This is a genomic window from Alicyclobacillus fodiniaquatilis (genome assembly GCF_042678105.1).
In the GTDB taxonomy this organism is placed as follows: Bacteria; Bacillota; Bacilli; order Alicyclobacillales; family Alicyclobacillaceae; genus Alicyclobacillus; species Alicyclobacillus fodiniaquatilis.
The window spans coordinates 89,531-115,493 of record NZ_JBHUCX010000004.1 but is presented as its reverse complement, the minus strand read 5'-3'; the positions used below and the strand labels follow the sequence as shown (position 1 = coordinate 115,493).

General features: G+C 51.1%; 26 protein-coding genes and 1 riboswitch. Of the genes, 5 read left to right on the top strand and 21 right to left on the bottom strand.

The window, feature by feature from the left end:
- Nucleotides 1-58 precede the first annotated feature (58 nt).
- From ACFSB2_RS01175 to ACFSB2_RS01160, 4 genes are all read right to left on the bottom strand, one after another.
- Nucleotides 59-2,377 (bottom strand): ATP-binding cassette domain-containing protein, encoded by a 2,319-nt coding sequence (locus ACFSB2_RS01175; RefSeq protein WP_377940699.1) that lies wholly within the window; start codon nt 2,375-2,377, stop codon nt 59-61.
- Entirely contained in the window at nt 2,374-2,946 is a 573-nt protein-coding gene (locus ACFSB2_RS01170; RefSeq protein WP_377940697.1) for an ECF transporter S component, read from the bottom strand. Before ACFSB2_RS01170 ends, ACFSB2_RS01175 begins: the two co-directional genes overlap by 4 nt.
- 121 nt (nt 2,947-3,067) lie before the next feature.
- A riboswitch (TPP riboswitch) is annotated at nt 3,068-3,170 on the bottom strand.
- 77 nt (nt 3,171-3,247) lie between these two features.
- On the bottom strand, nt 3,248-4,216 hold the full coding sequence (gene glpX / locus ACFSB2_RS01165; protein ID WP_377940695.1) for a class II fructose-bisphosphatase: 969 nt from the start codon (nt 4,214-4,216) through the stop codon (nt 3,248-3,250).
- Nucleotides 4,217-4,286: 70 nt separating this feature from the next.
- Nucleotides 4,287-4,634: a winged helix-turn-helix transcriptional regulator gene (locus ACFSB2_RS01160; RefSeq protein WP_377940858.1), complete on the bottom strand. Its 348-nt coding sequence runs from the start codon at nt 4,632-4,634 to the stop codon at nt 4,287-4,289.
- A gap of 123 nt (nt 4,635-4,757) precedes the next feature.
- Here ACFSB2_RS01160 and ACFSB2_RS01155 point away from each other — a divergent pair, with 123 nt between their 5' ends.
- Complete coding sequence (locus tag ACFSB2_RS01155; protein ID WP_377940694.1) at nt 4,758-5,117, top strand: SPW repeat protein; 360 nt, start codon at nt 4,758-4,760, stop codon at nt 5,115-5,117.
- Nucleotides 5,118-5,308: 191 nt separating this feature from the next.
- On the opposite strand, the gene glpK is transcribed toward ACFSB2_RS01155, so the two are convergent.
- The 6 genes from glpK to ACFSB2_RS01125 form a co-directional block, all read right to left on the bottom strand.
- Nucleotides 5,309-6,799: a glycerol kinase GlpK gene (gene glpK, locus ACFSB2_RS01150; RefSeq protein ID WP_377940693.1), complete on the bottom strand. Its 1,491-nt coding sequence runs from the start codon at nt 6,797-6,799 to the stop codon at nt 5,309-5,311.
- A 47-nt stretch (nt 6,800-6,846) separates the two neighbouring features.
- The gene (locus ACFSB2_RS01145; RefSeq protein WP_377940692.1) at nt 6,847-7,893 is read right to left on the bottom strand and encodes a hypothetical protein; all 1,047 of its coding nucleotides are present in this window, start codon (nt 7,891-7,893) and stop codon (nt 6,847-6,849) included.
- Nucleotides 7,874-8,431 (bottom strand): RNA polymerase sigma factor, encoded by a 558-nt coding sequence (locus ACFSB2_RS01140; protein WP_377940691.1) that lies wholly within the window; start codon nt 8,429-8,431, stop codon nt 7,874-7,876. Before ACFSB2_RS01140 ends, ACFSB2_RS01145 begins: the two co-directional genes overlap by 20 nt.
- 79 nt (nt 8,432-8,510) lie before the next feature.
- Complete coding sequence (locus ACFSB2_RS01135) at nt 8,511-9,074, bottom strand: glycerol-3-phosphate responsive antiterminator (RefSeq protein ID WP_377940690.1); 564 nt, start codon at nt 9,072-9,074, stop codon at nt 8,511-8,513.
- Between the two features lie 146 nt (nt 9,075-9,220).
- On the bottom strand, nt 9,221-9,490 hold the full coding sequence (locus ACFSB2_RS01130; RefSeq protein WP_377940689.1) for a hypothetical protein: 270 nt from the start codon (nt 9,488-9,490) through the stop codon (nt 9,221-9,223).
- A gap of 137 nt (nt 9,491-9,627) precedes the next feature.
- Entirely contained in the window at nt 9,628-10,569 is a 942-nt protein-coding gene (locus ACFSB2_RS01125) for a DMT family transporter (protein ID WP_377940688.1), read from the bottom strand.
- A gap of 202 nt (nt 10,570-10,771) precedes the next feature.
- On the opposite strand from ACFSB2_RS01125, the gene ACFSB2_RS01120 reads away from it, so the two are divergent.
- Nucleotides 10,772-11,701: a bifunctional helix-turn-helix transcriptional regulator/GNAT family N-acetyltransferase gene (locus ACFSB2_RS01120; protein WP_377940687.1), complete on the top strand. Its 930-nt coding sequence runs from the start codon at nt 10,772-10,774 to the stop codon at nt 11,699-11,701.
- A 155-nt stretch (nt 11,702-11,856) separates the two neighbouring features.
- Here ACFSB2_RS01120 and ACFSB2_RS01115 read toward each other — a convergent pair whose 3' ends face one another.
- From ACFSB2_RS01115 to ACFSB2_RS01105, 3 genes are all read right to left on the bottom strand, one after another.
- Nucleotides 11,857-12,720 (bottom strand): carbohydrate ABC transporter permease, encoded by an 864-nt coding sequence (locus tag ACFSB2_RS01115; RefSeq protein ID WP_377940686.1) that lies wholly within the window; start codon nt 12,718-12,720, stop codon nt 11,857-11,859.
- 1 nt (nt 12,721) lies between these two features.
- Nucleotides 12,722-13,669, bottom strand: a complete 948-nt coding sequence (locus ACFSB2_RS01110; RefSeq protein ID WP_377940685.1) for a carbohydrate ABC transporter permease — start codon at nt 13,667-13,669, stop codon at nt 12,722-12,724.
- 73 nt (nt 13,670-13,742) lie between these two features.
- Nucleotides 13,743-15,056, bottom strand: a complete 1,314-nt coding sequence (locus tag ACFSB2_RS01105) for an ABC transporter substrate-binding protein (RefSeq protein ID WP_377940684.1) — start codon at nt 15,054-15,056, stop codon at nt 13,743-13,745.
- Between the two features lie 407 nt (nt 15,057-15,463).
- On the opposite strand from ACFSB2_RS01105, the gene ACFSB2_RS01100 reads away from it, so the two are divergent.
- On the top strand, nt 15,464-15,934 hold the full coding sequence (locus tag ACFSB2_RS01100) for a GtrA family protein (protein WP_377940682.1): 471 nt from the start codon (nt 15,464-15,466) through the stop codon (nt 15,932-15,934).
- Between the two features lie 187 nt (nt 15,935-16,121).
- Here the strand turns inward: ACFSB2_RS01100 and hisIE are convergent, their stop codons facing one another.
- The 8 genes from hisIE to ACFSB2_RS01060 form a co-directional block, all read right to left on the bottom strand.
- Nucleotides 16,122-16,877: a bifunctional phosphoribosyl-AMP cyclohydrolase/phosphoribosyl-ATP diphosphatase HisIE gene (hisIE, locus tag ACFSB2_RS01095; RefSeq protein ID WP_377940681.1), complete on the bottom strand. Its 756-nt coding sequence runs from the start codon at nt 16,875-16,877 to the stop codon at nt 16,122-16,124.
- Complete coding sequence (gene hisF / locus ACFSB2_RS01090) at nt 16,862-17,635, bottom strand: imidazole glycerol phosphate synthase subunit HisF (RefSeq protein ID WP_377940679.1); 774 nt, start codon at nt 17,633-17,635, stop codon at nt 16,862-16,864. Before hisF ends, hisIE begins: the two co-directional genes overlap by 16 nt.
- 2 nt (nt 17,636-17,637) lie before the next feature.
- Entirely contained in the window at nt 17,638-18,387 is a 750-nt protein-coding gene (locus ACFSB2_RS01085; RefSeq protein WP_377940678.1) for a 1-(5-phosphoribosyl)-5-[(5-phosphoribosylamino)methylideneamino]imidazole-4-carboxamide isomerase, read from the bottom strand.
- A complete protein-coding gene (gene hisH, locus ACFSB2_RS01080; protein ID WP_377940677.1) occupies nt 18,384-19,049 on the bottom strand; it encodes an imidazole glycerol phosphate synthase subunit HisH in 666 nt (221 codons plus the stop codon). The genes ACFSB2_RS01085 and hisH overlap by 4 nt, the downstream gene beginning before the upstream one ends.
- A complete protein-coding gene (hisB, locus tag ACFSB2_RS01075) occupies nt 19,046-19,651 on the bottom strand; it encodes an imidazoleglycerol-phosphate dehydratase HisB (protein ID WP_377940676.1) in 606 nt (201 codons plus the stop codon). The genes hisH and hisB overlap by 4 nt, the downstream gene beginning before the upstream one ends.
- Complete coding sequence (hisD, locus tag ACFSB2_RS01070; RefSeq protein WP_377940675.1) at nt 19,641-20,939, bottom strand: histidinol dehydrogenase; 1,299 nt, start codon at nt 20,937-20,939, stop codon at nt 19,641-19,643. Before hisD ends, hisB begins: the two co-directional genes overlap by 11 nt.
- Nucleotides 20,940-21,082: 143 nt before the next feature.
- The gene (gene hisG / locus ACFSB2_RS01065) at nt 21,083-21,709 is read right to left on the bottom strand and encodes an ATP phosphoribosyltransferase (protein WP_377940674.1); all 627 of its coding nucleotides are present in this window, start codon (nt 21,707-21,709) and stop codon (nt 21,083-21,085) included.
- 134 nt (nt 21,710-21,843) lie between these two features.
- The gene (locus ACFSB2_RS01060) at nt 21,844-22,869 is read right to left on the bottom strand and encodes an ATP phosphoribosyltransferase regulatory subunit (protein WP_377940673.1); all 1,026 of its coding nucleotides are present in this window, start codon (nt 22,867-22,869) and stop codon (nt 21,844-21,846) included.
- Nucleotides 22,870-23,129: 260 nt separating this feature from the next.
- Between ACFSB2_RS01060 and ACFSB2_RS01055 the strand changes: the two genes are divergently transcribed.
- On the top strand, nt 23,130-24,689 hold the full coding sequence (locus tag ACFSB2_RS01055) for a spore germination protein (protein ID WP_377940671.1): 1,560 nt from the start codon (nt 23,130-23,132) through the stop codon (nt 24,687-24,689).
- Nucleotide 24,690: 1 nt separating this feature from the next.
- Nucleotides 24,691-25,842: a Ger(x)C family spore germination protein gene (locus ACFSB2_RS01050; RefSeq protein ID WP_377940857.1), complete on the top strand. Its 1,152-nt coding sequence runs from the start codon at nt 24,691-24,693 to the stop codon at nt 25,840-25,842.
- Nucleotides 25,843-25,963 lie beyond the last annotated feature (121 nt).

The following is a 25,963-nucleotide window of genomic DNA, read 5'->3' as shown; positions in this document are numbered from 1 at the left end:
TGGCCAAATCACCTTTGCGCTTCATTTCAATAAAGCGATCATCCGAAACCCAACCCACTCAAGCAAAATACAGCGCGAGCGTGACAACGATGCTGCCGATGCCAAACATAAAATCCCAGGCGCGCAATGGCGTGCGCCGATAATACGTGCGTTTGGACGCCTGTTCTGCAGGCGGACCGTAGAACCCGCGGGCTTCCATCGCTGTGGCCACACGCTCACTCAAGCGAATGGCTTGGCTCAAAATCGGCAAGGCGTATGTGATGGGCCGCAAGACTGGATGACCAGCGCGACCACGCACCTGACGCGCGCGACGCAATGTGCGCCACTCATGTTCAAACTTGGCGATGAAACTTGTCCCTGCCATCACACCATAGGACAACTTTGGCGCACAAGCGAACGTCTGGCTCAAGCTCACGACAAAATCGGTGCCATCGGTCGTTTCAAGAAAGACGTAGGCGAGCAAGACCGTGGCAAATGTGCGCAGCGCGACGATGACGCCCTGCCACAAGCCATATAAACTAATGTGAAACCACAGCCAATCTAGCGCCCTATCGCCGGGTGGAACAGCCGCATTTGCGGCAAATGTCCAGAGGTAAATGCCATAGAGCGGAAAAATGACCCACACGCGCTTCGCCACACGCCACGGCGCACACCACCCAAGCGCGAACGTCAGCACCAGCGGCACAACCCAAAGCCGCCCCACTTGCGCCAAATGGTTAGATAGAAACATGACAACCGAAATCACAAGCAGCGTAAGAATCTTCACGCCTGGATGAATCGATCGCATCGGCGCGCGCGTCCACCAAGGACGCGGCTGGTTTTCCTGCGAAGGTTTTCCTGGTGCTACACCCACGCTGCGCTCGTTTGTATCCGCTCTGTACAACTGACCAAGCGGCTTGACGTCATCCAACAAATGCGCGCGTTCGAGCACCTGCTCCTGTTGCAAAAGGCCCTTGACATCGCCGTCGTAAAGCAGCCCTTGTTCCGCAATGACGAGCACGCGCGTCGCGTATTGTTTGACCAGTTCCATATCGTGCGTGACCGTGACAATCGTCTTGCCTTGTTCACGCAGCGCTTGTAAACGGTCGAGAATCATCTTCTCCGACACTGCATCTTGACCGTAAGTCGGCTCATCAAACAGATACACATCATGCGCCTGTTGTAACATGACAGCAACCGACAACCGACGTTTCTGTCCCTGACTCAGAGCGTATGGAGATTGCAAAGCGTGATCTTCAAGGCCAAACGCGGCCAGTTGTTTGAGCACGTCAACAGGGATGGAGTCTGCGATGACCCGCCCCGCCATCTCGTCGCCAACGCGTTCATACAAAAACTGATACTCCGGATTTTGAAAGCCGTAGGCAATTTGCTGGTAGCGCAGTTTCGATTTCACACGGGAAATCGGCTTGCCGTGCAACGCCACAGCACCGTCTGTCGGCGGCTGCAGGCCAGCCATCACTTCGAGCAAACTGGACTTGCCAGCACCGTTGGGTCCGAGGATGGCGACCCACTCCCCTTGGTGCAGTGAAAACGTGATATCGCGCCAAACTTGCTGATTGGCGTAAGTTAATCGAGCGTGATCGACCGTGAGCACGGGGGACTCATCAATACAGGTTGCGTTGGCGCTTGCAGAAAGTTGATGGGTGGATTGAACCTGATGATGTTGCTGCTGCCAAGCGGCGGAGGTGCACACCTGTTCGATATGACCCGTCGCATCGACGACGACAACTTTGTCCACATATGGCAACAGCGGCTCATATTTATGCTCAATGATGACCAGGGTCTTCCCCTGTTCGCGCAGACGGGCGACTTGTTCGAACACCTGCCGCGTCGACAGTGGATCTAGATTCGCGGTTGGCTCATCCAATATCAGCAGTTCACACGTCAGCGCCAAGGCCGAAGCGATGGCCAACTTCTGTTTCATTCCCCCGGAAAAATGTGTATGCGCAGCCGAAGTGGAGACCGTTAGGCCTACTTCAGCCAGCGCAGCGTGAATACCATCTGGCATCGCCGCTCTTGGTACACATATGTTTTCCAGCCCGAAGGCAATTTCGTCATCCACGCGCCGCATGCAGAATTGGGCTTCTGGATCCTGAAACACGTACCCAATCTTGCCAGGCGCTTGCAGATGTTCTGCCAAGGCGCACTCTCCTTCGACTGTCGCTTCAATCGAACGGGGAATGACGCCCGCCAAGGCCATGGCCAGCGTACTTTTGCCGCTGCCGCTGGGACCGATGATCAGGACGGCTTCTCCTTCATACACTGTCAAACTGCAATCCTCAATGGCAGGTGATGAAGCGCCCTCATAGGTGATACGAAGATGATCTGCGGAAATGGCCAAACGCTTGGCAACTTCCGCATAGATATGGCGATTCATCGATTCAACGTCCTTGTTTGCTGACCGATTGCGAAATTGCGGACGACACCAGCCCGATTGAGCGCGTCACCCACCAGTTTCGGCAACCAACCAGCCAACACGACGCCACTCAGCAACGTCGCGACAAAGTAGCCGACAATCACAGTTGCAGAGAGCTTGTCGCCGCCGGACTGCCAAAACCATTGGAATGCGCAGCCAAGCGAAGCCAAAAATCCCGACAGAAGACATACCGGCAAGTTGTAGCGGCGGTAGAAAAAGATAAAGAAGGCCAGTTCAGCGCCAACGCCTTGAACCAATCCGGATGTCAAGTTGGAAAATCCCCATTGACTGCCGAGCAACAGCTCAACTGATGCGCCCACCATTTCTGCCAGCAGCGCCGCACCTGGGCGACGGATGACGTAAGCGACCAGAACTGAAGCGATCATCCACAACCCGTTGATCAGTCCTTGCAGCGGCACCCAAGCGCCCGAAATGACATCATACAAAAAATCGGAGAGATAATAGATGCCCCCACATACAATCGCCAAGACAACCATCACAATCACATCTCGCAATTTCCAACGTGCCAAGTCATTCATCCTCCCTTGTTCGTGAGGAGTTGAGCGTCCGACGCGGACGCGGTTTCAGGCCACGACATCACAAAAACAGCACCAGAGAACACATGTAGACATGTGAAAAGAGGTGCTGTTGCAATGGCGATGGGCACTTCCTCCCGCTGGTATTATCCAGGTCGAGTCCGAAAGGGTTAGCAGCAAGCTGCTTCTCAGCCATCATGGCACCCCTAGCGCCCCTCTTCACGTTATCAAATTGTCAATCGCAAGTTTAGCATGTCAATCCATATCCCGCAATCGCTTGTCCAGCAAAAATGACTTACAGCCTGTCCCAGCCAACCTTTTTATCTAAATTGTGAAGCGCATCCACAAAGCGAACCGTACCGGTCTTCGCGCGCATCACGATGGTCTGTGTCCGCGCCTTTGTCTTCGATAAAAAACGAACCCCATGCAGCATGTCACCATCCGTAACGCCAGTTGCCGAAAAGATGGCGTCCTCGCCACGAACCAAATCTTCCATCATCAGCACCTGATTGATATCCTTGATGCCCATTTCCAAACAGCGTTGCCGCTCTTCATCGGTCTCCGGCAACAAACGTCCCATGATATCGCCGCCGAGACATTTGAGCGCACATGCAGCGAGCACACCTTCCGGCGCGCCGCCGGAGCCAAAGAGGATGTCCACCCCGCGCTCCGGAAAAGCCGTGTTGATGGCCGCGGCCACATCGCCATTGGCAATCAGTTTGATCCGAGCGCCCGCCTGACGAATTTCCTCGATCAACGCCGCATGGCGCGGCCTGTCTAACACGACCGCCACGACATCCGAGATGTCCTTTTCGTTGGCTTTTGCGACTGCTTGTAAATTCTCTGTCACCGACTGGTCCATATGTACTTTGCCACGCGCCCGCGGACCCACTGCCAGCTTGTCCATATACATGTCAGGCGCATGCAAAAGACATCCTTTCGGCGCAATGGCGACAACCGCCATCGCATTCGCCTGGCCGCTCGCCACGATGTTCGTCCCCTCAAGCGGATCGACAGCGATGTCCACTTCCGGCGCAGCACCCGTCCCAAGTCGTTCTCCAATATAGAGCATCGGCGCCTCGTCCATCTCACCTTCACCTATCACGACTGTTCCATCCATCGCCACGGTGTCAAACATTTTGCGCATGGCTTCTGTGGCTGCATTATCTGCTTCGTTCTTCTTGCCGCGTCCCATCCAACGCGCGCTGTTGAGCGCAGCTAATTCGGTGACACGAACAATTTCCATTGCCAGTTCTCGTTCCAAAGAGACACACCCTTACCCGATTGTGTTGAACCACGCACAAAAACGGTTCGGCATTTCAAAATGAAGCTGCTCATTTATCTTGCTTTTGCATGGTTTCCCACCACATATCCGCCCATTTTTGCACTTCTTCCATTGCTGGTTCCAAGCTTTTGCCCATTTCTGTCAACTCGTACTCTATGCGCACAGGTCGCTCAGTATAGACTGTGCGTTTTACCACTTCGATATCCTCCAATTCCTTCAAGCGTTGATTGAGCACACGACCACTGATGTTGGGTATGCTCTCTGCAATTTCCTTCGCCCGTTTTGGCCCATGCAAAAGTGCCCGGATGATCAATCCTGTCCATGGCTTTCCCAAAAATTCAAAAGCCCACTCAAATTTCTCGCATGTCGGCGCAATATTTTCAGCGTTTATTTTCATCATGATTTCACCCTCTTTTATGATGAATTGTACCATAGTCATTGACATCTTTTAAGTAAAGGATATACAATACGATTGTAGTTTACAAAAAGTAAACACAAATAAGAATTGAGGTGTTGAGTCATGAAATCAAGAAACGTGCTGATGGCTATCTTTGGCATCTGGTTCATCATTTCGCCATGGGCTCTTGGTTTCTCAAGTCACGTGGGTGCCATCTGGACCAGTGTCATCCTCGGCGCAGTGTTGCTCATCGTCTCCGTCTGGGCCGCGCTGCTAAAAAACGCTGGCGGCGTTGGTGTCTGGCAATCATGGGTCAATCTTATTCTGGGCATTTGGTTTATCATCCAACCGCTCACAATGTCGCTTGGCACGGCAGATGATTGGGTGAGCATCATCTTGGGCGCAATCACCATCATTCTTGCCATTTGGAACATGAGCGACAAATCAAATGATCATGCCCAAACGGCCTCTCACCAACAATAAACAAAACGCACTTATTTAAATCGTCGTACCAAACATTCCTTTTAAGCATCACAAAAGAGTGACCGCTCTTGCGCCTGTCGGTCACTCTTTTTTACGCCTCCGCACAACGTCATCCCTAATCATGATGAGCCGTTCCACGTGTATTAGCCCGCACTGCAGTTGAATTGGATAGATGAAGCACAGAGACAACCTTATTTGAACGCGCGTGTAGCGGCGACTGCCGTTTGCCAACCACGATACAGGCCCGCTCGCTCTTCCTCTGCCATTTGGACAGAAAACGCCCTGTCCCGCCGCCAACGTTGGGTCAATGTTGCACGCGTGTCCCAAAATCCGACGGCCAATCCTGCGAGATACGCTGCGCCTAAGGCTGTTGTTTCCAGCACATGGGGTCGTTCAACTGGCACATTCAAAATATCTGCTTGAAATTGCAGCAAAAAATCATTTGCCGTTGCGCCGCCATCCACACGCAATTTCTTGAGCGAAATGCCAGAATCCGCTTCCATTGCCGCAACGACATCGCGGGTTTGATAAGCCAGTGATTCCAGCGTCGCTCGCACAAAATGCGCTTTTGACGTGCCTCTTGTCAGACCGAACACCGCACCGCGCGCTTCGCTATCCCAATGTGGCGTCCCCAATCCAACAAAAGCCGGAACGACATAAACGCCATCCGCCGAAGTGACTGAACTGGACAACCATTGACTATCTGCCGCATGCTCAATGACACCTAACCCATCGCGCAACCACTGAATGGCCGATCCCGCTACAAAAATACTGCCTTCAAGCGCATATTCCACTTTTCCATCAATTCCCCAGGCAATCGTGGTCAACAGACCATGCGCCGACTCGACCGCTGTCTCACCCGTGTTCATCAACATAAAGCAGCCCGTGCCATACGTATTTTTGGCCATCCCCGTTTCAAAGCACGCTTGACCAAACAGCGCAGCCTGTTGATCTCCCGCAATTCCGGCTATGGGCACTCGCTCGCCAAAAAACGCAGCAGGATCCGTCATCGCATATACTTCAGAAGAGGATTTGACATCCGGCAGCATTGCGGTCGGCACTGCCAAAATCTCGCACAAGTCCTCATCCCACTGCAATTCATGGATGTTGTACAACAGTGTGCGCGATGCGTTCGTATAGTCTGTGATATGTACTTTGCCGCCAGAAAGTTTAAAGACAAGCCAACTGTCTATCGTGCCAAACATCAAGTCACCATTGACGGCTTTTTCGCGCGCGCCCTCGACGTGATCCAATAACCATTTGATTTTCGTTCCAGAAAAATATGGATCAATCAGCAACCCGGTTTTGTCCTTAAAAAGCTTTTGCAGACCTGCATCTTGCAACTGCTGACAAATAGGCGCACTTTGCCGCGATTGCCATACAACCGCATGATAAATCGGGATGCCTGTGTGTTTATCCCATATCACAGTTGTCTCACGCTGGTTTGTAATGCCGATGGCCACCATGTCGCTGGCAGACACCGCATGTTGCTGCAAAACCTCAGCGATGACCGTTTGCACAGAGGACCAGATTTCCATCGCATCGTGCTCAACCCAACCATTGTGCGGAAAATATTGTCTGAACTCTTGCTTGGCAATCCCACATATTTCACCCGCTTGATTGAACAAGATGGCACGCGAACTCGTCGTCCCTTGATCAATCGCTAACACATACTTGGCCATGACAACTCTCCCGTTCTTCCAAAGTAAGTCGCATTGCGCACGGCGTTCTAACTTTTTACAGCCACGGCCATCCAATATTTGCTTCCGTCATAAATCACAACGTCGTCATTTTGCTTTGCGCCAGAAACGTCATATAAATTGTAATGCTCGTATATGCCAATCCGTGGGCCTGGTTGTCGCACCGCCTGCGATGTAACCACATACGTCATCTGGTTCCAAGAGAACACATTCGGCAAATCCACTGTGGCGCTTTGGTTGACTTGTGTCCCGGACGCGTCTGTCCCGGTGCTCAATGAAGACTGCACGTCAGTTTGACTCGAAGCGCTGTTTGCCGCCGTACTTGCCTCGCTTCCTGAGTGCGGACGATTGATGATACCTGCCCCGGACGTGATTTCGCCTGGCGCATTTTGCGTAGTTGGTGCACCGCCGCCAGTTTGCGGTTGGGTGTCACTCCCCTTTGATGCGGACTGCGTTTTGCTTGTTTGATCCGCTGTGTGCTGACCCGCCTGCTGTCCGTATACCGCGCCATGCGTTGTGACTGCGCTCGTGTTTGTGTTATTCGATTTCATCTGGTTGGATCCTGCCGTTTGGGATGATGCTTGCGCTGGCGCAGATTCACCTGTTTCTACCTTGTGGCCAGCGCCCTCATTTTGGCCCGTTCCTGCTCTTTGGCCTGTGCCTACTGCTTCATCTTTGCCTACCGCTTGGCCCACACCCGTCTTTTGACCAGTTTCTGCCGTTTGACTTGTACCTGTACCTGCCTTCCCTGAAGCCGAAGCCGAAGCCGTCTGATGTACGTTTGACTGTTGCGCGGTCGAACTCGAAGTTGCGCCAAACGTATCCGCACCAGAGCTCGGCAATGAGGTTGCACCCATCGGATTCATCAACCAGATACCTGCCACGATGACAGCGGCTGCAGTCGCGCCAAATCCACTGCCCAGCCACAGACGCTTGTGGTAAGCCCTGCTTTTTTTCGGCGGCTGCAGTGTCGAGGCGGCCTCGTCAATCGCATTTAGCATCTTCGTCCGGAATTCTGCGGACATTTCATGTTCCGCGAGAGATTTGAGTGTGTGTTCAAGTCTGCTCGATTCCATGTCGACCCCGTCCTTTGTGTGTAGATACACTGACCAGCTCATTTTCCCCGATGATATGCTGTAATTTTTTTAAAGCTCGGTGCAATGTCACCCGAACCTTGTTTTCTGTCCAACCAAGCAGTTCTGCAACTTCTTTGGAAGTTTTATCTTGAATGATGCGCAGGATAATCACCTGACGATACACTGCTGGCACACTTTGCAACACACTGTCCAATTCCACAGATGCAAACGAATCTGACACGCTCAATGTGTCAGCCATGATTTCCAAATCGATCTCGGTGAACCGCTTGTTCCGTTTTTTTCTGCGAAGCACATCGCTTAGGTAATTGCGTACAATCGACCACAACCACGTGCGCGAACTGCTGCGGTGCTCAAAACGAGGCCAAGCCTGCAAAGCGCGAAGAAAAATCTCCTGCACTACATCTTCAGCCTGAATCGCGTCGCCAAGTGTATAACGCACGTACTGATAGACTTCATCGCCATACTTTTCAAATAAATCCTTAATCGCATTGGCCGTACTGGATTGGAAATCGTCCATACGATCCCTCATTCCCAACGTAAAAATAGTCGAATGGTACATAGGATTTGTTACAGATGGATTTGCTAAAATTCGTTGCTCATGAAGTCGGGAAATAAAATTGTCTTACTTCAAGGGAAGATGTACTGACGGCACTGGCCCCTGCGGCAAGCACCTCAGTCACTTCATCCATCGTTTCTATAAAGCCGCCGGCGATGACTTTGCGTTTGGTCTGTGAGGCAACCTCGCGCACCAATTTCGGCACCACGCCTGGTAAAATTTCTACATAATCGGGATCGCAATGCTTGATGACGCGCACGCTCGTCGCCAAAGCGTGAGAATCCAGCAAAAAAATTCTTTGAATACTGATGATACCGTGCTTCTTTGCCGTCACCATGACACTGGCGTGCGTCGAGATCAACCCAGTCGGCTGGATCCACTGGCAGAGAAACTGCGCTCCAGCTTCATCCGGTTTCAGCCCTTGAACCAAATCTGCGTGAACCAACAGTTTCTTTTCATGCTGTCTGCCCATTTTGCTCAAATGAATCAACTGACCGATATGGACATCAAGTACGACGATGTACTCAATGGATGTGGCAAGCAGGGATTCGAAATCTTTAATGGTTCGCGCTGCGGGGATGACAATTTGCTGTTCAATCTTCAAGAGATCCCTCCCCTTTATGCTTCCGCTGGATTCGCGGACGGCGGCGCACCCCGTCATCGCGAATGTCTACATCTTCGATTCTACACGAAGCTTGTTGCCTGTAACGCCATTCCCCGGGATTTTACATGGTAAATGTTGCATCAACATCAAGGAAAAGATATATCCTCTTCCGATAACGTGGCAGAAAGTGCATCTTCCAACAGTTCCTCATGTGGAAGTTGAGCGGTATATGCAAGCTCCCCTGCTTGCGACCATGACAATGCAGCTTCACGCGACAAGACCGCGCCAATCACCTGCCCCATTTCATCATAAACCAAGCAGGCATCCAGATTTTTTGTCTCAAGCGCTTCGAGTGCAGCGGCAAGTTTCATCTGATTCGCCATCCGCACAGAGATTTTCCACGTTGTTTCCTTCATCCAACTAGCCCCCTGGACATCAATACGTCCATGCGTCGGACAAACTGCCATCATTTATTATCGAGTATTGTCGAGTATTGTCGAGCAAAACTGTCCGTACAACGCATGATTTCTTAGTGATGCCCTGTGGTACTTCTTCACATGTCATTTACCCAATTTGATTTATCATCACTTTGAATCCCTTTTTCTTCAACACGCTGATTTTTCCCTTTTCTACCAAGATACAAGGCGAACAAGATCATGACTGCACCCACGTAAAAAAACATCGTTGGCCGAGTATGGACAATCAGCATCGACAAAATGACGCCGAAAATCGGTTGAAGATAGAGTGAAATGCTTGCGCTGGCGACATTTTGATCCTGCAGGACGACGACCCAAATCAGGTATGCGCCTGCGGTCGCAAAAAAAGCGAGGAACAGCGTTGCAACAAGGACGTTCAAGCTCAAGTGATGCGGTAAGACATGTCCAGTCGCAAGCCAAAACGGCAAACAGCCGAAGCCACCGGCCAGCAACATGATAGAAGTCGCGGCTGTGGCTGGAATATCCTGAATCCAATTGGAGGAAAACGCATTGTAGAAAGCATAGCAAAATACGGCAATGACAAGCAGAATGTCCCCCAACAAAAAACCTGCAACACCAGGACGCGGACACCCGCCAACCACCCAAGCGCCCACCGCAGCGATGAACATGGCGACGCGCCCTCGCATCGTCAGTTTTTGCCGTAAAAAAAGACTGGCCAGCAAGACGGTGAACAAAGGTTCAAGCGCAATGGACACAGCCCCCAACGCAGGTGATGATACGCGAATCCCTGTTGACTCAAGGGTCACAGGCAATGCAAATCCGCCAAGACCAAGCACAATCATCCGTGTAAGCGCGCGAAACGAGCGTATTTTCGGTTGAACTTTAAAGCTGTGAATGACGAAAGGAAAGAGCACCATTCCTCCGACAAAAAGACGCACCATTGTCAAAAACGCGGGTGAAAGCGACTTTGTGGCAATGCTGGTGGCTGGAAAGCTACCTGACCAAATGAGATTGGCCATGATCAACAAAATAAAAAGAAAGATTCGAGATGATTTCAACAGGACTGTTGCCTCCAAAAATGATGTCTTCTCATCCTACGCTGATGGCATCCATCTGGGCAACTGGAAATGATGCAATCGCTGTGATAAATATGATCAGATTTCAGCGAACTCGAATGGACTTATTGTGTAAATCATTTGCAAATAGTTGCCTTAGTCATATATATTGATGATAAAAGCATCCAAACGAGGAGGAAAGGAAATGACCAGGCGAGCTTTCGAGGATCGAATTGAAGGTGTTCGGCAATTTAATCGCTTTTTCACCAGAAATTTAGGTGTATTGAGAGAAGGTCTGTTGCATAGTCCATACTCGTTGACTGAATCCCGGATCATTTACGAAATTGCAAACCGCCGCAACTTGATTGCAGCGAATTTGTCGAAGGAACTGGGGTTAGATTCCGGATACCTAAGCCGCATTCTGGATCGCCTTGAACAAAAGGGCTTGATTGAAAAAGTGCCCTCAGGTGACGATGCGCGCCAGCGTTTACTTCACCTCACACCGGATGGAAGAAAGGCATTTTCACTTTTAGATAGCCGTTCACGTGAAGAGATATCAGAGATGCTCGATGCGCTTTCCGAGCAAGATCAAAAGCGTCTTATCCAATCTATGAACACAATACAGCACTTGCTTGGTGGGGGGTTGAAATATTCAGATCCTTATTTTCTGCGTCAGCACGAACCTGGTGACATGGGGTGGGTCGTGCATATGCATGGTCATCATTACGCCAAGGAGTATGGTTGGAACGAACATTTTGAGGCGTTGGTCGCCCAAATTTGTTCGGATTTTATCAACCATTACAACCCGGACAAGGAACGATGCTGGATGGCGGAAATGGATGGACAGATCATCGGTTCGATATTTGTAGTGCAAGATAGCGAGGAAATCGCCAAACTACGACTTTTATTCGTTCATCCAATGGCTCGCGGTTCTGGCTTGGGAACACGACTTGTTGACGAGTGCATTCGTTTTGCAAGACGGAAGGGATACAAGAGATTGGTATTGTGGACCAATAGCATATTGGTGTCAGCGAGGAATATCTATCAGAAAGCTGGATTTGAACTCGTCAAGCAGGAACCACACCATCGTTTTGGTCATGATTTGGTGGGCGAACATTGGGAAATGACATTGTAAGGCATTTCCCAGGGGGGTGGTAGCGGCGGATCCCGACATAACAATGTGGAGCTATTTCACGCACCTGTAAGGAACCCTGCTGATTTTATACAAATGATATTTAAACAAAAAGGGCCTTCCCGCCGTTGGGAAAGCCCTTTCTCAGTGTAAACATGTCACTTAGAAGCGTTGATGACAATGCCCTTAATGAAGTATTTCTGCGCCATAAAGAACAGGATGAGCAATGGAATGACTGCCACGACAGAGGCCGCCATCAAAAGGTTCCACGGAGTTGAACCAAACGCTGCAGAAAAGTTTGCAAGGCCCAGCGCAATGGGAAATTTACTTGTGGTATTCAAGTAAATCAATGGCCCCATCAAATCGTTCCACCGTGCCATGAACTCCAATATCCCCACAGTAGCCAAGGCTGGTGTTGACAAAGGCAAAACAACTCGGAAAAAGATGGTGAAGTAACCACCCCCGTCTACCTTGACCGCTTCATCGAGTTCACGTGGAATGCCCACAAAAAACTGTCTCAAGAGAAAGATGTTAAATGCGCTTGCCGCAAAGAATGCTGGTACGGTCAGTGGCAGATAGGTATTGATCCAGCCCAGTTTCACAAACTCTAAATACTGTGGAATCATCGTCACTTGCGCTGGTACCATCATGGTGGCTAAAACCAAACCAAAGATGGTATTTTTCCCACGTGCGCGCATTCTGGCAAAACCAAATGCCACAAATGCACATGACAATGTAGAACCGATGACACACGCCAGAGAATAGAGAACCGTATTGAACAGATACCTTCCTACAGGCTCCACGGTAAAGATGTCAATAAAATTTTTCCAACGAAACGGATGCGGTATCCATTGAGGCGGCATTAAACTAACCGCACCTTGCGTCTTTAGAGCAGTGGATAGCATCCACACCACAGGGAATAGGAAAAAGGCGGACATCAAGACTAACAGTGTATACGTAATGACTTTGCCAGATGTACCTAGGCTTCCCGGCGCGTATTTTGTGCTGATCTCTTTTGCCATTTTAATTCCCTCCTTGTGATGAATCTCCGTAGTACACGTATTTTTTTGAAACATGGAGTGAAAGGAACGTCAACAGCGCGACGATAATAAATAAAATCCAAGCCTGTGCGGATGCATAGCCCATCCGAAACTGGTTAAATGCGGTATCAAATAGATAATAGACATAAAAGTACGAATTGTAGTTTGGTCCGCCTTGTGTAATGACATATGCCTGTGTAAACACCTGAAAGGAATTGATGATCCCGATAATCACGTTAAAGAGAATCACGGGCGAAATGAGTGGAATGGTCACTTTCAGAAACTGACTAAATTTGCTGGCTCCATCTAAAGCTGCTGCTTCGTAAACATCCGAAGGCAGGCTTTGAAGACTGGCGAGAAAGATGATCATCGTGCCGCCAATAGAGGTAACGGTCATCAGCACGAAAGACGGCACAACCGTGTGGATCCCAGAAAACCATAGAATGCCGTGCACACCAATAAACGATAGCAGGTAATTCACAACACCGAAGATAGGGTTCAACAGCCAGGACCAAAGAAATGAAATGGCAACACCTGAGATGATCGACGGCGCGTAAAAGATGGTTCGGAACAACGCCTGTCCTTTGACCTTTTGGTTGAGCAGTACCGCTAATAACAGTGCCAGGATGATGTCGAACGGCACGGACAGAACGGTATAGTAGAGCGTAACGCCAAGCGATTTATAGAATAATGGATCCTGAAACAGATCGATAAAGTTTTTTAAACCCACGAACACCGGAGCTGACATGACGTCATATTTTGTAAAGCTCAGAAACAGTGATATGAGGATGGGTCCGCCTGAAAATGCCAAAAAACCGATTACCCATGGGCTGATAAAAACCCAAAACATGCGTTCTTCCTGGCGCTCAGACAATCCTCGCCTCTGTTTTCTCGCCTTTATTTTGCTGGTGGTTTTCATCTGAATACTCACACGTATGCGCCTCCTCTGTCCTCAACAAATTTGTTGGCCAATACCCATCTCTTTGCATCCGGTATGAATCCGCTTACTCAAACGGCTTTAAACCAGACTTGATTTGCGCAAAGGCCTTATCAATGCTCATGGTGTTCGAATAAACAGAGTTACCAGCTTGGCTAAGCACATTCAAGATCGCGTTGTAATGGGCCACTACGTGATTCGGTGACTCGTCGCCGTGAGCCACTGCCCCTTCTTGAAGCTGCTGAAGTTGCTTCACAGGGATTCCAGTCTGCTTTGAGATTCTTTGATACCAGGCTTGCAACAAATCTTTTTGTGGTGGCGTAGCATTGGTGATTTCCGTATACCACTTCAAACCTGTCTTTGGGTTGACGATGGTTTGTAAGAGCTCCCAAGCAGCCTGTTGATGTTTGCTTTTCTTTGCAATCCCCATACAGTCGGTATATAGAAAGTCGCGTTCACCAGGATCTGTATACGGCAGGGCCGCAACACCCCAGTGAAAAGTTGCGGGCTGATACGTCCATAATCCCCATCCACCGGTGAGTTCCATGGCTACTTTACTCGTCAAAAACGGGTCCCCCAATGCACTCAGTGCATTTGACTCGGAAGCGCTCGGTGATACTTTGCTTTGATATACCAAATCATAGTGCGCCTGCATGGACTTCTTATTAAGAGGATTGTTTAACGCTGGTTGCACAACACCCGTTTGATACGTCTGCTTTGTAAAGAAATCGCCGCCCCACAACCAAGCATCCCCGTTCGGATCAAATGAATCGAGTAATCCGTACTGCTTGTTTCCCTCACTACCTGTCGTCAACTTCTTTGCATCCTCCACCATCTTGGCCCACGTCCATGACTTGTCATTCCAACTCGTCGGGGGATCCGACAATCCAGCGTTTTTAAACATGTCCTTGTTATAAAATAGAAAAGATCCTAACTGGTTCATCGGAATCGCCAGCACATGCCCATTTACCGTATAAGTGGATACTGCTTTTGAATTAAAACCTGCAAGCAGCTTCGGATCCTTTTTAAGAAACGGTGTCAAATCCAACAAATCCTGTTGGTATGTCCGAAAGCCAGCGTTCACCCAATTCGGCGCAAAGACATCTGGTGGATCCCCTGCAGCAAACATGGTTTGAAGTTTTTGGTCAATTTCGGATTGGGGAATGACGATGAGTTGTACTCGAATATTTGGGTGTTCTTTTTCGAAGTATTGAATGACTTTATGTTCCCACACCTGTTCCGCAGGCGTACCCCTGACCAACCAGCTGATGGTTGTGGTTTTACCCGCGGCGCTCGAATCGTTGTTGCCACAACCTGTTGTAACACCTAGCAATAAGCTAACAGCACCGATTGATACGCCAAATTTCTCGAAGCGCTTCATCCAATCCCCCCCCCGTATCTCAAGTTGTTAAAAACATAATGCACCATCGCTTTGTATTCGATGAATTTGAGTTTAGGGCCATTTTCACTACAATTCGTAAATTGATCCGTGAACATGAGGGTATTAAGCTAAATAACATTGGAAATTAGAGTAAAACGAGGGGCAAATAAAAAAACCAAATATATAATATGGAATTTTAATAAGTACTATGAATAGAAGTGATCCTGCTGAAAGGCATTCGTGAGCGTCTCTGCGGATAATATCTATAGTTAGCTATTCCACCGCTCAATAGATGCTTTATCAATCAATTGGAGATAGAATGGGGAAAGCTCACCTTGAGGTAAGTGAGCTGTTTATTGAGTTTGACGATGTTGCGGTGTGATTAAATGCTGTCGAAAGGACAAATCATGATCAGAAAACCAAAATCCTATTTTAAATTTTTATCTGTAGGCGTGATTAACGCTTTAGTCGATCTTACCATTCTAAATGCGCTAATGCTGATATCGCCTTCTAAAAACTCATTTGATATATTACTGTTCAATACAATCGCGGTTATTTGTGCGATTGTAAGTAGCTATTATTTAAATCGTTTTTGGACATTTTCGGATCGTGCAAACGGAGGTCTCAAGGAGGGCTTTCTTTTTATCATTCAAGCCTTTATTAATCTTGGATTAAATGACACGACAACTGTGATTTTTTCTCGATTCTTGATTTTTAGTAAAGATATCCCCATATTCTTCGGAAGCAATCTTTCGAAAGGATTGGCCATGTTGATTTCATCTTCCTGTAGCTATTTCTTTATGAAGCGTATTGTGTTTAAAAAAAAGAAGGACGAGCATAGTCCACTTCATTATCCGGATGATATCGTCCAACTTTAGATAGCCGCTCCATCACCGTCCGTTCGAGGTGCAACAGCGCATACTGTAAAAACGCACCCAACTGCACAGGAAATCGTTCGCCATCGACAACGACAATTTTCCCCTGCAGTTAGGTGCGTCTGCTGTTCAAACGAATTTACGAGCTTCCAAACAAAAGCGAACAAGATTATCATAACAACAAAGCCAACTATTTTCGATCCGCCAACGCCTGCATCACCTTATCAGGAGATACGCCGACTGACCGCCACAACACAAATAGGTGATACAATAAATCGGCTGATTCCGACGCGACCGTGCTGGCGCTGCCCGTCAACTCGGCGCGCAAGGCGGACAATGCCACTTCGACGGCTTCCTCGCCCACTTTCTTGCCGATCTTTTCTGCCCCGTGTGTGAAAAGGTACGTCGTGTAAGAACCTTCGGGCATCTCCCGTCGCCGTCCGTCAATGACGCGCCATAATTCGGCAAGCCCTGTAAATGACGTGCTATCAATGTCTGCCAAGGTATCGGTCGACCCGAACCCGTTTGCCTCACTGCGCACGGTCACCTCGCTGACGACTGGGGCCTGTTCACCCTCTGCGCCCGCACTGGTTTCCACATGTGACACACTGCGATGAAAACAGCTCTCTTCCCCCGTGTGACAAGCCGGACCAACAGGACGCACCAAGTACAAAACGGCATCGCCGTCACAGTCCATACGAACATCCACCAGTTGCTGAATATTGCCCGAAGTCGCCCCTTTATGCCAATACTCCGCGCGAGACCTGCTCCAAAACCATGTTTCTTTCGTGGCCAGTGTCCGCTTGATGGCCTCGCGGTTGGCGTAAGCGAGCGTCAAGACGCGCCCTGTGTCGGCATCCTGCACCACAACGGGCACCAAGCCGGTCTGCGCATCGTAGCGCACCTTCGCCAAATCCACCGTTTCTTTGCTCACTGGTAAATCCATCGTACAGGCACCCCCCGGCTGCGACAATGCGCCTTGACATCCTGGATACGCGTCTCAGCGAAATGGAACACGCTCGCCGCCAACGCCGCATCCGCTTGTCCTTCGGTCAACACATCGTAAAAATGTTCTTTACGCCCTGCGCCGCCGCTGGCAATCACCGGGATGTTTACCGCGCCGGCAACATTTTTGGTCAGTGTCAAATCAAACCCGTCGCGCGTGCCGTCCTGGCGAAAACTGGTGAGCAAAATTTCACCCGCGCCCAGTTTTTCCGCCTTGTGCGCCCAGGCGATGACATCCATCCCCGTACCGACCTTGCCGCCTTTGATCATCACTTCGTATTCGCCCATTGTCTCGTTCAAATTGGCGTCAATCGCCACGACGATACACTGCTCTCCAAAGCGCTGCGCCGCCTCTTTGATGAGACTCGGATTCTTGACTGCGCCCGTGTTCATGGAGACCTTGTCCGCACCCGACAAAAGCAAGTTGCGCACATCCTCCACCGCATTCACACCGCCGCCGACAGTCAAGGGAATATTCGTCTTCGCCGCCACTTCTTCCACGACGCGATAGGTGGCCAGCCGCCCTTCCTCGGAAGCCGAGATATCGAGCAAGACCAACTCGTCCGCCCCTTCATCACAGTACACTTTGGCGAGTTCCACTGGATCGCCCGCATCGCGCCGATCATGCAAAAAACCGACATGTTTCACAACGCGCCCGTCCAGGACGTCGAAGCAAGGGATAATCCGTTTGGTCAGCAACCTTATGCCCCCTCTCGCAACGCGGCAAGCACATCCGCTAAATCGAGCGTGCCATCGTACAGCGACTTGCCTGCGACAGCCCCTGCCAGATGCGCGTTCGCCGCCGCAAGCACGTCTGCGGCATCGCGAATCCCGCCGGAGGCAATGGCGCCCAATCCGGTTGCCTGCACGGCCTGCGCAAGTTCCAGGTTCGCGCCGCCAAGCGTGCCATCTCGCTCGACATCGGTCACCAGCGCATGACGCACACCCACCTCGTAGAGGTGTTTCGCCAGTTCGACGATAGAGGTATCGGTCTGTTCCAACCAGCCATCCACCGCCAATTTGCCATCACGGCCATCCAACCCAGCGACAATCGCATCTGCGCCAAACTGTTCGACAAACGACTGCATCAACGCGATATTGCGCGAGGCTGTGCCAATGACCACACGCGCCACACCGCGAGATAGCCAAGCGTCAATCGCCGCGCTCGTCCGGATGCCGCCGCCCACTTCCACCTTTGCACCATGATCCGCCGCAGTGGCGACAATCTGGCCAATGACATCACCGTTGACGCCTGCACCAGCCTTGGCGCCATCGAGATCGACCACGTGCAAGTAAGTAGCGCCTTGTTCGCACCATTTCGCGGCAACGCCAGCCGGATCTTGGCTATACTCTGTTTTCGCCGCATAGTCGCCTTTGAACAGCCGAACACAGCGGCCCTCCAACACATCAATGGCCGGAAACAACGTGAAAATCTGCTGATTCACATTCACAGCGCCACCTCCTCACCCATTTGCCAACGATCGCACAACTCAACGAAGTTGCGCAAAATCTGTTCACCGACGCGGCCGCTTTTTTCGGGGTGGAACTGTGCGCCCATCACCGTGTCGCGCCCGACCATCGCCGGTACCTGCACCAGGCCGTAGGTCGCCGCCGCAAGCACATCTGCAGGCGCCTCTGCAGCGACATAGTAGGAATGAACGAAGTAGACGTATTCCCCCAAGTCCACGCCCGCTGTCAACGGATGATTTTTGTTCAAGGTGTCCAGCGAGTTCCAGCCCATATGCGGCACTTTCACGCCATCCTTGAAACGAACCACCTCACCTGGCAAAAGGCCGAGTCCCAGATGACGGCCATGCTCATAACTCGCGCCGAACAACAGCTGCATGCCCAAGCAAATGCCGAACAACGGTCGCCGCTCCCGCGCAATTTGGCGAATGACGCCGATCAAACCGGATGCGCGCAATTGGAACATCGCATCGCCAAACGCCCCCACACCGGGCAGCACAACCCCAGACACCTGTCTGGCATCTGTTTCAACAAGCTTGTACCAGGCATCCGCGCTGTCAATGACAACCGTCTCTGCTGATACCCGGGCAAAACCGCTCTTGACACTGGACAGGTTGCCGACCCCCGGATCTAAAATGGCGATCATTCCAAAACCCCCTTGGAACTCGGAACACCGCGTCCAGACGGCTCGACTGCCTGACGCAACGCTGCGCCCAGCGCTTTGAACAGCCCCTCGACCATGTGATGATTGTTGTCGCCATACAGCACGGCCAGATGCAATGCCATGCGTCCCTCATTGGCCAGCGATTTAAAGAATTCAGCCACCAATTCGGTTGGAAATGTGCCGATCCGCTCGTTTGTAAAATCCGCCTGCAATACGAACGCAGGACGGCCGGACAAATCCAACACACAGCGGGCGAGCGTTTCGTCCATCGGAGTGTGACGCTCACCATAGCGGCGTATGCCAGCTTTGTTACCCAACGCGATGGTCAATGCCTTGCCCATGCACAAACCGATGTCCTCCACCAAGTGGTGATCATCGACGTCGACGTCTCCGGTCGCTTCAATGGTCAAATCAAATTGCCCGTGGACGGCAAACAAATGCAGCATATGACGCAGAAAAGGCACTGGAAAATCGAGGTTCGCTTGGCCACTGCCCTGCAAATTTAGACTCAGGCGAATTTGCGTTTCACCTGTGCGCCGCTCGACGTCCGCAACAAATCTCGGGTTGTTCAACTCAGTTGCCATCGTTTTTATCCTCCGTCCGCACCAATATCGAGCGCGCGTGCGCCTCCAGCGATTCCGCCCGCGCCAGTGTCACAATGTGTTTTGCATGTTTTTGCAGCGTTTCCTCTCCGTAAGCCACCACGCTCATCCGGCGCAAGAAATCGTACAGGCCAAGCCCGCTCGCATAGCGTGCGCTGCCGTGCGTCGGCAACACGTGATTGGTCCCCGCATAATAGTCCCCGACCGGCTCCGGCGTGTAGTGGCCGAGGAACACCGCGCCTGCAAAGCGAATTTCCGGCAGCCAAACTTCCGGCTCTGCAGTTAACACCTCAACGTGTTCCGGTGCGGCGTCATTGAGAATATCCATCGCGTCAGCAAGGCGCTCAACGAGGACCAATTCTCCCCAACGCTCAAGTGACTGGATTGCAATCTCTCGGCGCGGCAAAGTTTCCAATTGCCGTTCCAGTTCCAACGCCACCGCTTCGAGCAACCTGCGGGAATCACTCACACAGATGGCCCCCGCTTCGATGTCGTGCTCCGCTTGCGCCAACATGTCTGCGGCGATCCAGCGCGGATTCGCCGTCTCATCGGCGACAATGAACACTTCGCTGGGCCCCGCAATGCTGTCGATGCCGACATCGCCCATCACCTGGCGCTTGGCCAAAGCGACGTAGAGATTTCCCGGTCCGACGATCTTGTCCACCTTGGGCACGCTGTCTGTGCCGTACGCCAACGCCGCAATCGCCTGCGCACCGCCAAGCCTGTAGACTTCTTCAATCCCCAACAGATGTGCGGCCGCCAGCACATCTTGGTGCGGCAATCCATCAGATCCGGCAGGCGATACGAGCGCAATGGACGCAACGCCCGCGACCTGCGCAGGAATCACATCCATCAAAACGGTGGAAGGATATGCGCCGCGGCCACCGGGTGCATACACACCTATGCGCCGCAAACTGCGCCAAACCAGACCCAACTGCTCACTTTCCGCGCCTTGCATCGTAAAATCTTCCGGCCATTGCGCTTCGTGGAAACGCCGAATCCGATCCGCCGCCGCGATAAGCGCCTCGCGCATCTCTGCAGGCAGCGCCTCATAAGCGGCCGCCAATGCCGATTGCGGCACCCGCAAAGCAAAATCATCCTGCGTCGCTGCTGAAACGCGATCCAACTTCGCCGTCCATTCGCGTAAGGCCACATCCCCTCTTGCCCGCACATCTCCGATGATGTTGGCCACAGTATCCGTCTCGCTGGGCGCCGACGCCGACGTGCGCGCCCAAGTAAACTGTTCACCATCTACGATTGGCAAACGCATTTTAATTCCCTCCCCATCCTGGCAGACATCCTTTTTCCTATCCTGAAAATAAAGTCGATACCCTGGTGCCGCGCCATGCGAACTGTTTGGTTGACGCGCATGTTCACCATCACGCTGGCGTGTAAAAGCGCCATTGGTATCGTCTATTTGCGCAAAGCGGCCGCCAATCGACGCTGCATCTCCTGAATCGCTTGGTGTTTCATGCGAAAACTAGAACGGTTGGCAACCAAACGAGCCGAAATGTCGTGCACTTCGTCAAACACGACAAGCCCATTGGCCTCCAATGTGGACCCAGTCTGCACCAAATCAAAAATCCGGTCTGTCAAACCAATGACGCTCGCCAATTCTATCGATCCCGACAACGGCACGATTTCCACCGACTGCCCTTGGCCGCGAAAATACAAATCAGCCAACTTCGGATATTTCGTCGCTACCCGTTCTGGTCGCAGCGTTTTGTCCTTCGGCAAACCCGCGACACACAACCGGCAGCGCGCAACGCCCAAATCGAGCAATTCATACATCTCTTTTTGCTGTTCCAACAGGACGTCTTTGCCAACCACGCCCACATCCGCCACACCATAACTGACGTAAGTCGGCACATCAGCAGGCTTGGCCAGAAGATAGCGCAAAGTCGTCTGCCCTTGCCATTCGACCTCGAAGACGAGGGCGCGGCTGTCATCCATTTCTCGCGGCAGCGGGATGCCCGCGGTTTGCCACAACGGCAATAGGTCATCCACCGTGCGTCCTTTTGCCAATGCGATGGTCAACATGTTGGGTCACCCACTTTCTATCCTGTAAATCACCTGAAAATAAAGTCGATACCTGCGCGTGCGCCAGCCGCGATGCCTCAATTGACTGACATTTTCATGATTCTGCCGGTGCGGGACGCATCACGCATGGCGGTCTATTCCGTTTTGGCTGTATGTGCATGCAATGCGGCCAGCACGCGTTCTACTTCAAATGCCAAGCCAATCGCCGGAGCTGGCGCGCCAAACTGCTGTAACAGCTCGTCGTAACGGCCTCCTTGCGCAATCGGCGCACCGACATCCGCAGCAAACACTTCAAAGACCAATCCAGTGTAATAAGTGATGTCACGGTGCAATGTCAGATCAAATGTCACACAATGCGTCAAACGGCCGCGTTCCAATTCGTCCGCCAACTGGCATAGGCTGTCCCAAGCCACCTCCGACTGCTTCCCAGCTTCCTCATTGCGCCACCCAGTCTGCGCCAAGCATGCTTTAAAGCTGTCAGGATGATATGGTGTCAACTGTTGCAGCAAGGACAGGACGTCGAGTTCGCTCGTCGCAGACATGGCCGCGCGAAACGAGACATAATCCCCCCGTGTCAAACAATCGAGCAGATGTGGCAAGTCCTGCTCCGTAGCGCCCAGGCCATTCAACAGCGCAGGCACAAATTGCGCATGACTAACCACAATCTGCGTCTCATCAAGGCCAAGCGCCCCTGTGGCAGCGTGACACAAGGCGAGTACAGCCGCATCGGTGGCGTTGCCTGCTTGACCAATCCATTCGATGCCCACTTGCGTCGATTCGGCCGCTTTGCCGCTCGCCCATGACAGGGACGCCGGATCATTCGTGCGCCGATACACACGCTCCGCGTATACCCACCGAATCGGCGTCTTGCCTGCCGCTACCAGCGGCGCTGCCATGCGCGCGATGGACGGCGTCATCTCTGGCCGCAGGGCAATGGTGTTGCCTGTCCCATCGAACAATTGCACCCAATCCCGCGCAATTTCCACTGGCCGCGCCCGCAAGAGCGTGTCCACATATTCAAAAGCGCCGCTTGAAACCAACTCGTATCCCGCTTCGTCAAAAAAGTCTACGAGCAAAGATTCCAACGTACGGCGCCGCTTTGCAAAATCCGGATAGCCGTCCTGCATCCCCATCGGCCTATCCGCAAATCCTGAAGGCACGTTCAAATTCACCTATATCACCACACAAAAGTTTGATGTATCACATGATCCATGCGTTTGGTAAGCGGGCATAACCATACTCAACACCAAACGCTTTAGTTCGCTAATATAATAAAGCATGTTATATCATATGCCAGACAAATGCAATGGGCGACGCCTTTCTATCGCTTCTTAGAATATAGAATAAGCTGTCCATATCGTATATGGATCCTGATTTTGAACAGATTAAAGATGGAGTTTTGGTTGATTGGGAGGCCAATATGTCTGCAAGCCAACGTTTCAGAAGACAAAATCGCAGAAAAAACCGTGAAATGGTCGCCTGGCAGGACTGTGAAACGACACAGGACAAACTGCACCTTGATGTGCATGCAAACGAAGCAGAACTCAAGCAACAATGGGCAAACTGTGATGATTTTGTCTGCACATTTCGCAACATCCACCAGCGACACCTTATGTTTGTGACCATTGGCACACTAGTTGACGACGCCATTTTTCATAGTGTGCTCGAATCACTTCATGAAATAGATGCGCCACTTTCCAGCATTGAACAAATGCAGTCTTTGATCAACGTAGGCAAATGCGATTTGATCGACGATTTCCATCAAGTCAATCAAGCATTGTGCGATGGATGGATACTCATCTTTGTGCATGATGAACCACAAGCCATCGCGATCGAAACACAGAATTTGCCGCAACGCGCCATCGAAAAGCCAGAGCTGGAACCGACCATTCTGGGTCCGCAACAGGCATTTATCGAAACCTTGGCGACAAATATCGCTTTAGTGCGCGCTCGATTGAAAAGCCAGCGTTTAAAAGTCGTTTTTCTCACTGTGGGAACCGTTTCGCAAACCAAGGCAGCGCTCACATACATCGAGGGCATTGCAAAGCCAACTTTGATTGAAGAAGTGATAACCCGGTTCAAATCGATTGAACTTGACGCTGTGCTCGATTCCAATTATGTGATCGAGCTGGTTCGAGATGCGCCACGTTCCTTGTTCCCGACGATCCAATCCACGGAGCGACCTGATAGAACTGCCGCCTCCCTGCTCCGAGGGCAGTTCGCGATTCTCGTCGACGGCAGTCCGGGTGCGATTGTTGCACCTGTAGGGTTGTTTGATTTCTTTGAAACACCCGAGGATCTCTATACCTCTTATTTGCTGTCGTTTCCGATTCGCTTGTTGCGACATTTTAACTTTTGGCTATCTTTACTGGGGCCATCCTTATATATTGCATTGCTGACTTTCCAACAAGAAATGTTGCCGACAAGATTGCTGCTGGCACTGCAACAGACACACGAAGGAATTCCATTTCCGACCATCATCGAAGCCGCCTTCATGGAAATGACGTTTGAATCTCTGCGAGAAGCAGGGATTCGCCTGCCGCGAACGGTGGGACAGTCGGTCAGTATTGTCGGCGCCCTTGTGATTGGCGATGCGGCCGTCAACGCTGGCATCGTTTCACCGGGGATGGTCATCGTCGTTGCCGCCACAGGCATTGCTTCTTTTTCCATCCCGTCTTACAATCTTGCCTTCGCTACGCGCGTGCTGCGGTTTCCCTGCATGTTTGCCGCAGGCATGTTCGGATTGTATGGCGTCTCCATCTTCATGTTGATGTTGTTCGTCCATTTGTTGAGTATCCGATCCTTTGGCGTGCCATACATCTCCATGCTCTCATCCCAGCGTTTCAGTTCATGGAAACGAGTGATCTTTCGCGGACCCATGTGGGCAAATGTCCCGAGATCACAGCTGAATGAACCACTTGACAAGAAGCGGAGTTCCAATGTGCGTCCCTCGCCGTCACGGGGTAAAAGCCGTGGCTAATATGAAGCAAATATGGACATGGGCTGTGACGATTGTCCTCTCCGCTGGGTTAACTGGTTGCTGGGATGCTCACGATATCAGTGATCTTTCACCCGTCATCGCCATTGCAGTGGATTTGACGGACGACGGTTCTGTCCAAACCACCTTTGATGTTCCGGTAGCCGAATCGCAAACGGGGACAACAAACAGACAAAAGGGAGACTCTGGAGAGCAGACCACGACAATTGTAGGCACTGGACGTACGTTTGAAGCGACACTTGAAGATGCGGCCAGACGGACATCGAGCAGGCTCTTTTTTCCGCACAACATGTTAATTGTGTTCAGTGAGAAATTTGCGTCAAAACAAGGCATCGGTGATGTATTAAATTACACGGAGCGAACATCTCAATTTCGTGAAAATGAAATTATCGCGGTGACGGATGGCGAAGCCAAGCAGTTGTTGACCAATCAAACCAGCGGTGAATCTTTAAACCCGCGATACCTCAATGAACTCACCCTTACAGACAAACGAACGGTATCAAGCATTGAGGTGGACATCATCAACCAGTTGCTTTCACCATCCCACAGCGCTTTGGTCACCTGGTTCAGTAAGACAAAAGGTCAGCCGGAGATCGCCGGAATGGGCGCATTTCAAGGTGACAAGCTGGTACAACTGCTGGATCAAACAGATTCAAAAAACCTCTTATGGTTAGTGCGACCGCTTTATGATATCAATCTGTATTTGCCCGTATCCAAGAGCAAAACGGCTTCATTCCGCGTGCTGTCTACCAGACCATCCATCACTTGTCGTTCGGATACAACAGGTCGCGTCCATATGGTCGTTCATTTGCAGGGGTATGCTCAAATTACGCGGATGCCAGACGGTACAACGCTGAACGAGACCAACTTAGAGAAGATGACCGATATGTTAAACAGCGCGTTGCAAAGCAACATCGCACATGCAGTGCAAAAATTGCAGGCCACGCAGGTGGACGCGCTCGGAATGGGGACACTTATCAGTGAGAAGGACAATGCAGCTTGGCTCAAGCAAGTACAACATTGGCCGCAGCACTTTGCAAATTTAGACATCCGTTATCAAGTGAACTTTAGAATTATTCGTCACGGCATGAGTAAAAATAATCCTTTAGATTACTATAATCAGGAAGATTCCTAAAATCATCGCGGTTGGGGTGATCAATTGGTTTGGCTTTGCTGCGTCGTTTCGATTTGTATTCTTTGGCGGTGTGCAATTTTGTGGAAGAATCATGCTCGGAAACCCGTCATTGTCAATCTTT

Coding starts and splice junctions, on each gene's coding strand:
- ACFSB2_RS01175 (WP_377940699.1), bottom strand. CDS start 2,377: ATGAATCGCCATATCTATGCGGAAGTTGCCAAGCGTTTGGCCATTTCC.
- ACFSB2_RS01160 (WP_377940858.1), bottom strand. CDS start 4,634: ATGAAAATAAACGCTGAAAATATTGCGCCGACATGCGAGAAATTTGAG.
- ACFSB2_RS01155 (WP_377940694.1), top strand. CDS start 4,758: ATGAAATCAAGAAACGTGCTGATGGCTATCTTTGGCATCTGGTTCATC.
- glpK (WP_377940693.1), bottom strand. CDS start 6,799: ATGGCCAAGTATGTGTTAGCGATTGATCAAGGGACGACGAGTTCGCGT.
- ACFSB2_RS01145 (WP_377940692.1), bottom strand. CDS start 7,893: ATGGAATCGAGCAGACTTGAACACACACTCAAATCTCTCGCGGAACAT.
- ACFSB2_RS01140 (WP_377940691.1), bottom strand. CDS start 8,431: ATGGACGATTTCCAATCCAGTACGGCCAATGCGATTAAGGATTTATTT.
- ACFSB2_RS01130 (WP_377940689.1), bottom strand. CDS start 9,490: ATGAAGGAAACAACGTGGAAAATCTCTGTGCGGATGGCGAATCAGATG.
- ACFSB2_RS01120 (WP_377940687.1), top strand. CDS start 10,772: ATGACCAGGCGAGCTTTCGAGGATCGAATTGAAGGTGTTCGGCAATTT.
- ACFSB2_RS01115 (WP_377940686.1), bottom strand. CDS start 12,720: ATGGCAAAAGAGATCAGCACAAAATACGCGCCGGGAAGCCTAGGTACA.
- ACFSB2_RS01105 (WP_377940684.1), bottom strand. CDS start 15,056: ATGAAGCGCTTCGAGAAATTTGGCGTATCAATCGGTGCTGTTAGCTTA.
- ACFSB2_RS01100 (WP_377940682.1), top strand. CDS start 15,464: ATGATCAGAAAACCAAAATCCTATTTTAAATTTTTATCTGTAGGCGTG.
- hisIE (WP_377940681.1), bottom strand. CDS start 16,877: ATGGATTTACCAGTGAGCAAAGAAACGGTGGATTTGGCGAAGGTGCGC.
- hisH (WP_377940677.1), bottom strand. CDS start 19,049: ATGATCGCCATTTTAGATCCGGGGGTCGGCAACCTGTCCAGTGTCAAG.
- hisB (WP_377940676.1), bottom strand. CDS start 19,651: ATGGCAACTGAGTTGAACAACCCGAGATTTGTTGCGGACGTCGAGCGG.
- hisD (WP_377940675.1), bottom strand. CDS start 20,939: ATGCGTTTGCCAATCGTAGATGGTGAACAGTTTACTTGGGCGCGCACG.
- hisG (WP_377940674.1), bottom strand. CDS start 21,709: ATGTTGACCATCGCATTGGCAAAAGGACGCACGGTGGATGACCTATTG.
- ACFSB2_RS01055 (WP_377940671.1), top strand. CDS start 23,130: ATGTCTGCAAGCCAACGTTTCAGAAGACAAAATCGCAGAAAAAACCGT.
- ACFSB2_RS01050 (WP_377940857.1), top strand. CDS start 24,691: ATGAAGCAAATATGGACATGGGCTGTGACGATTGTCCTCTCCGCTGGG.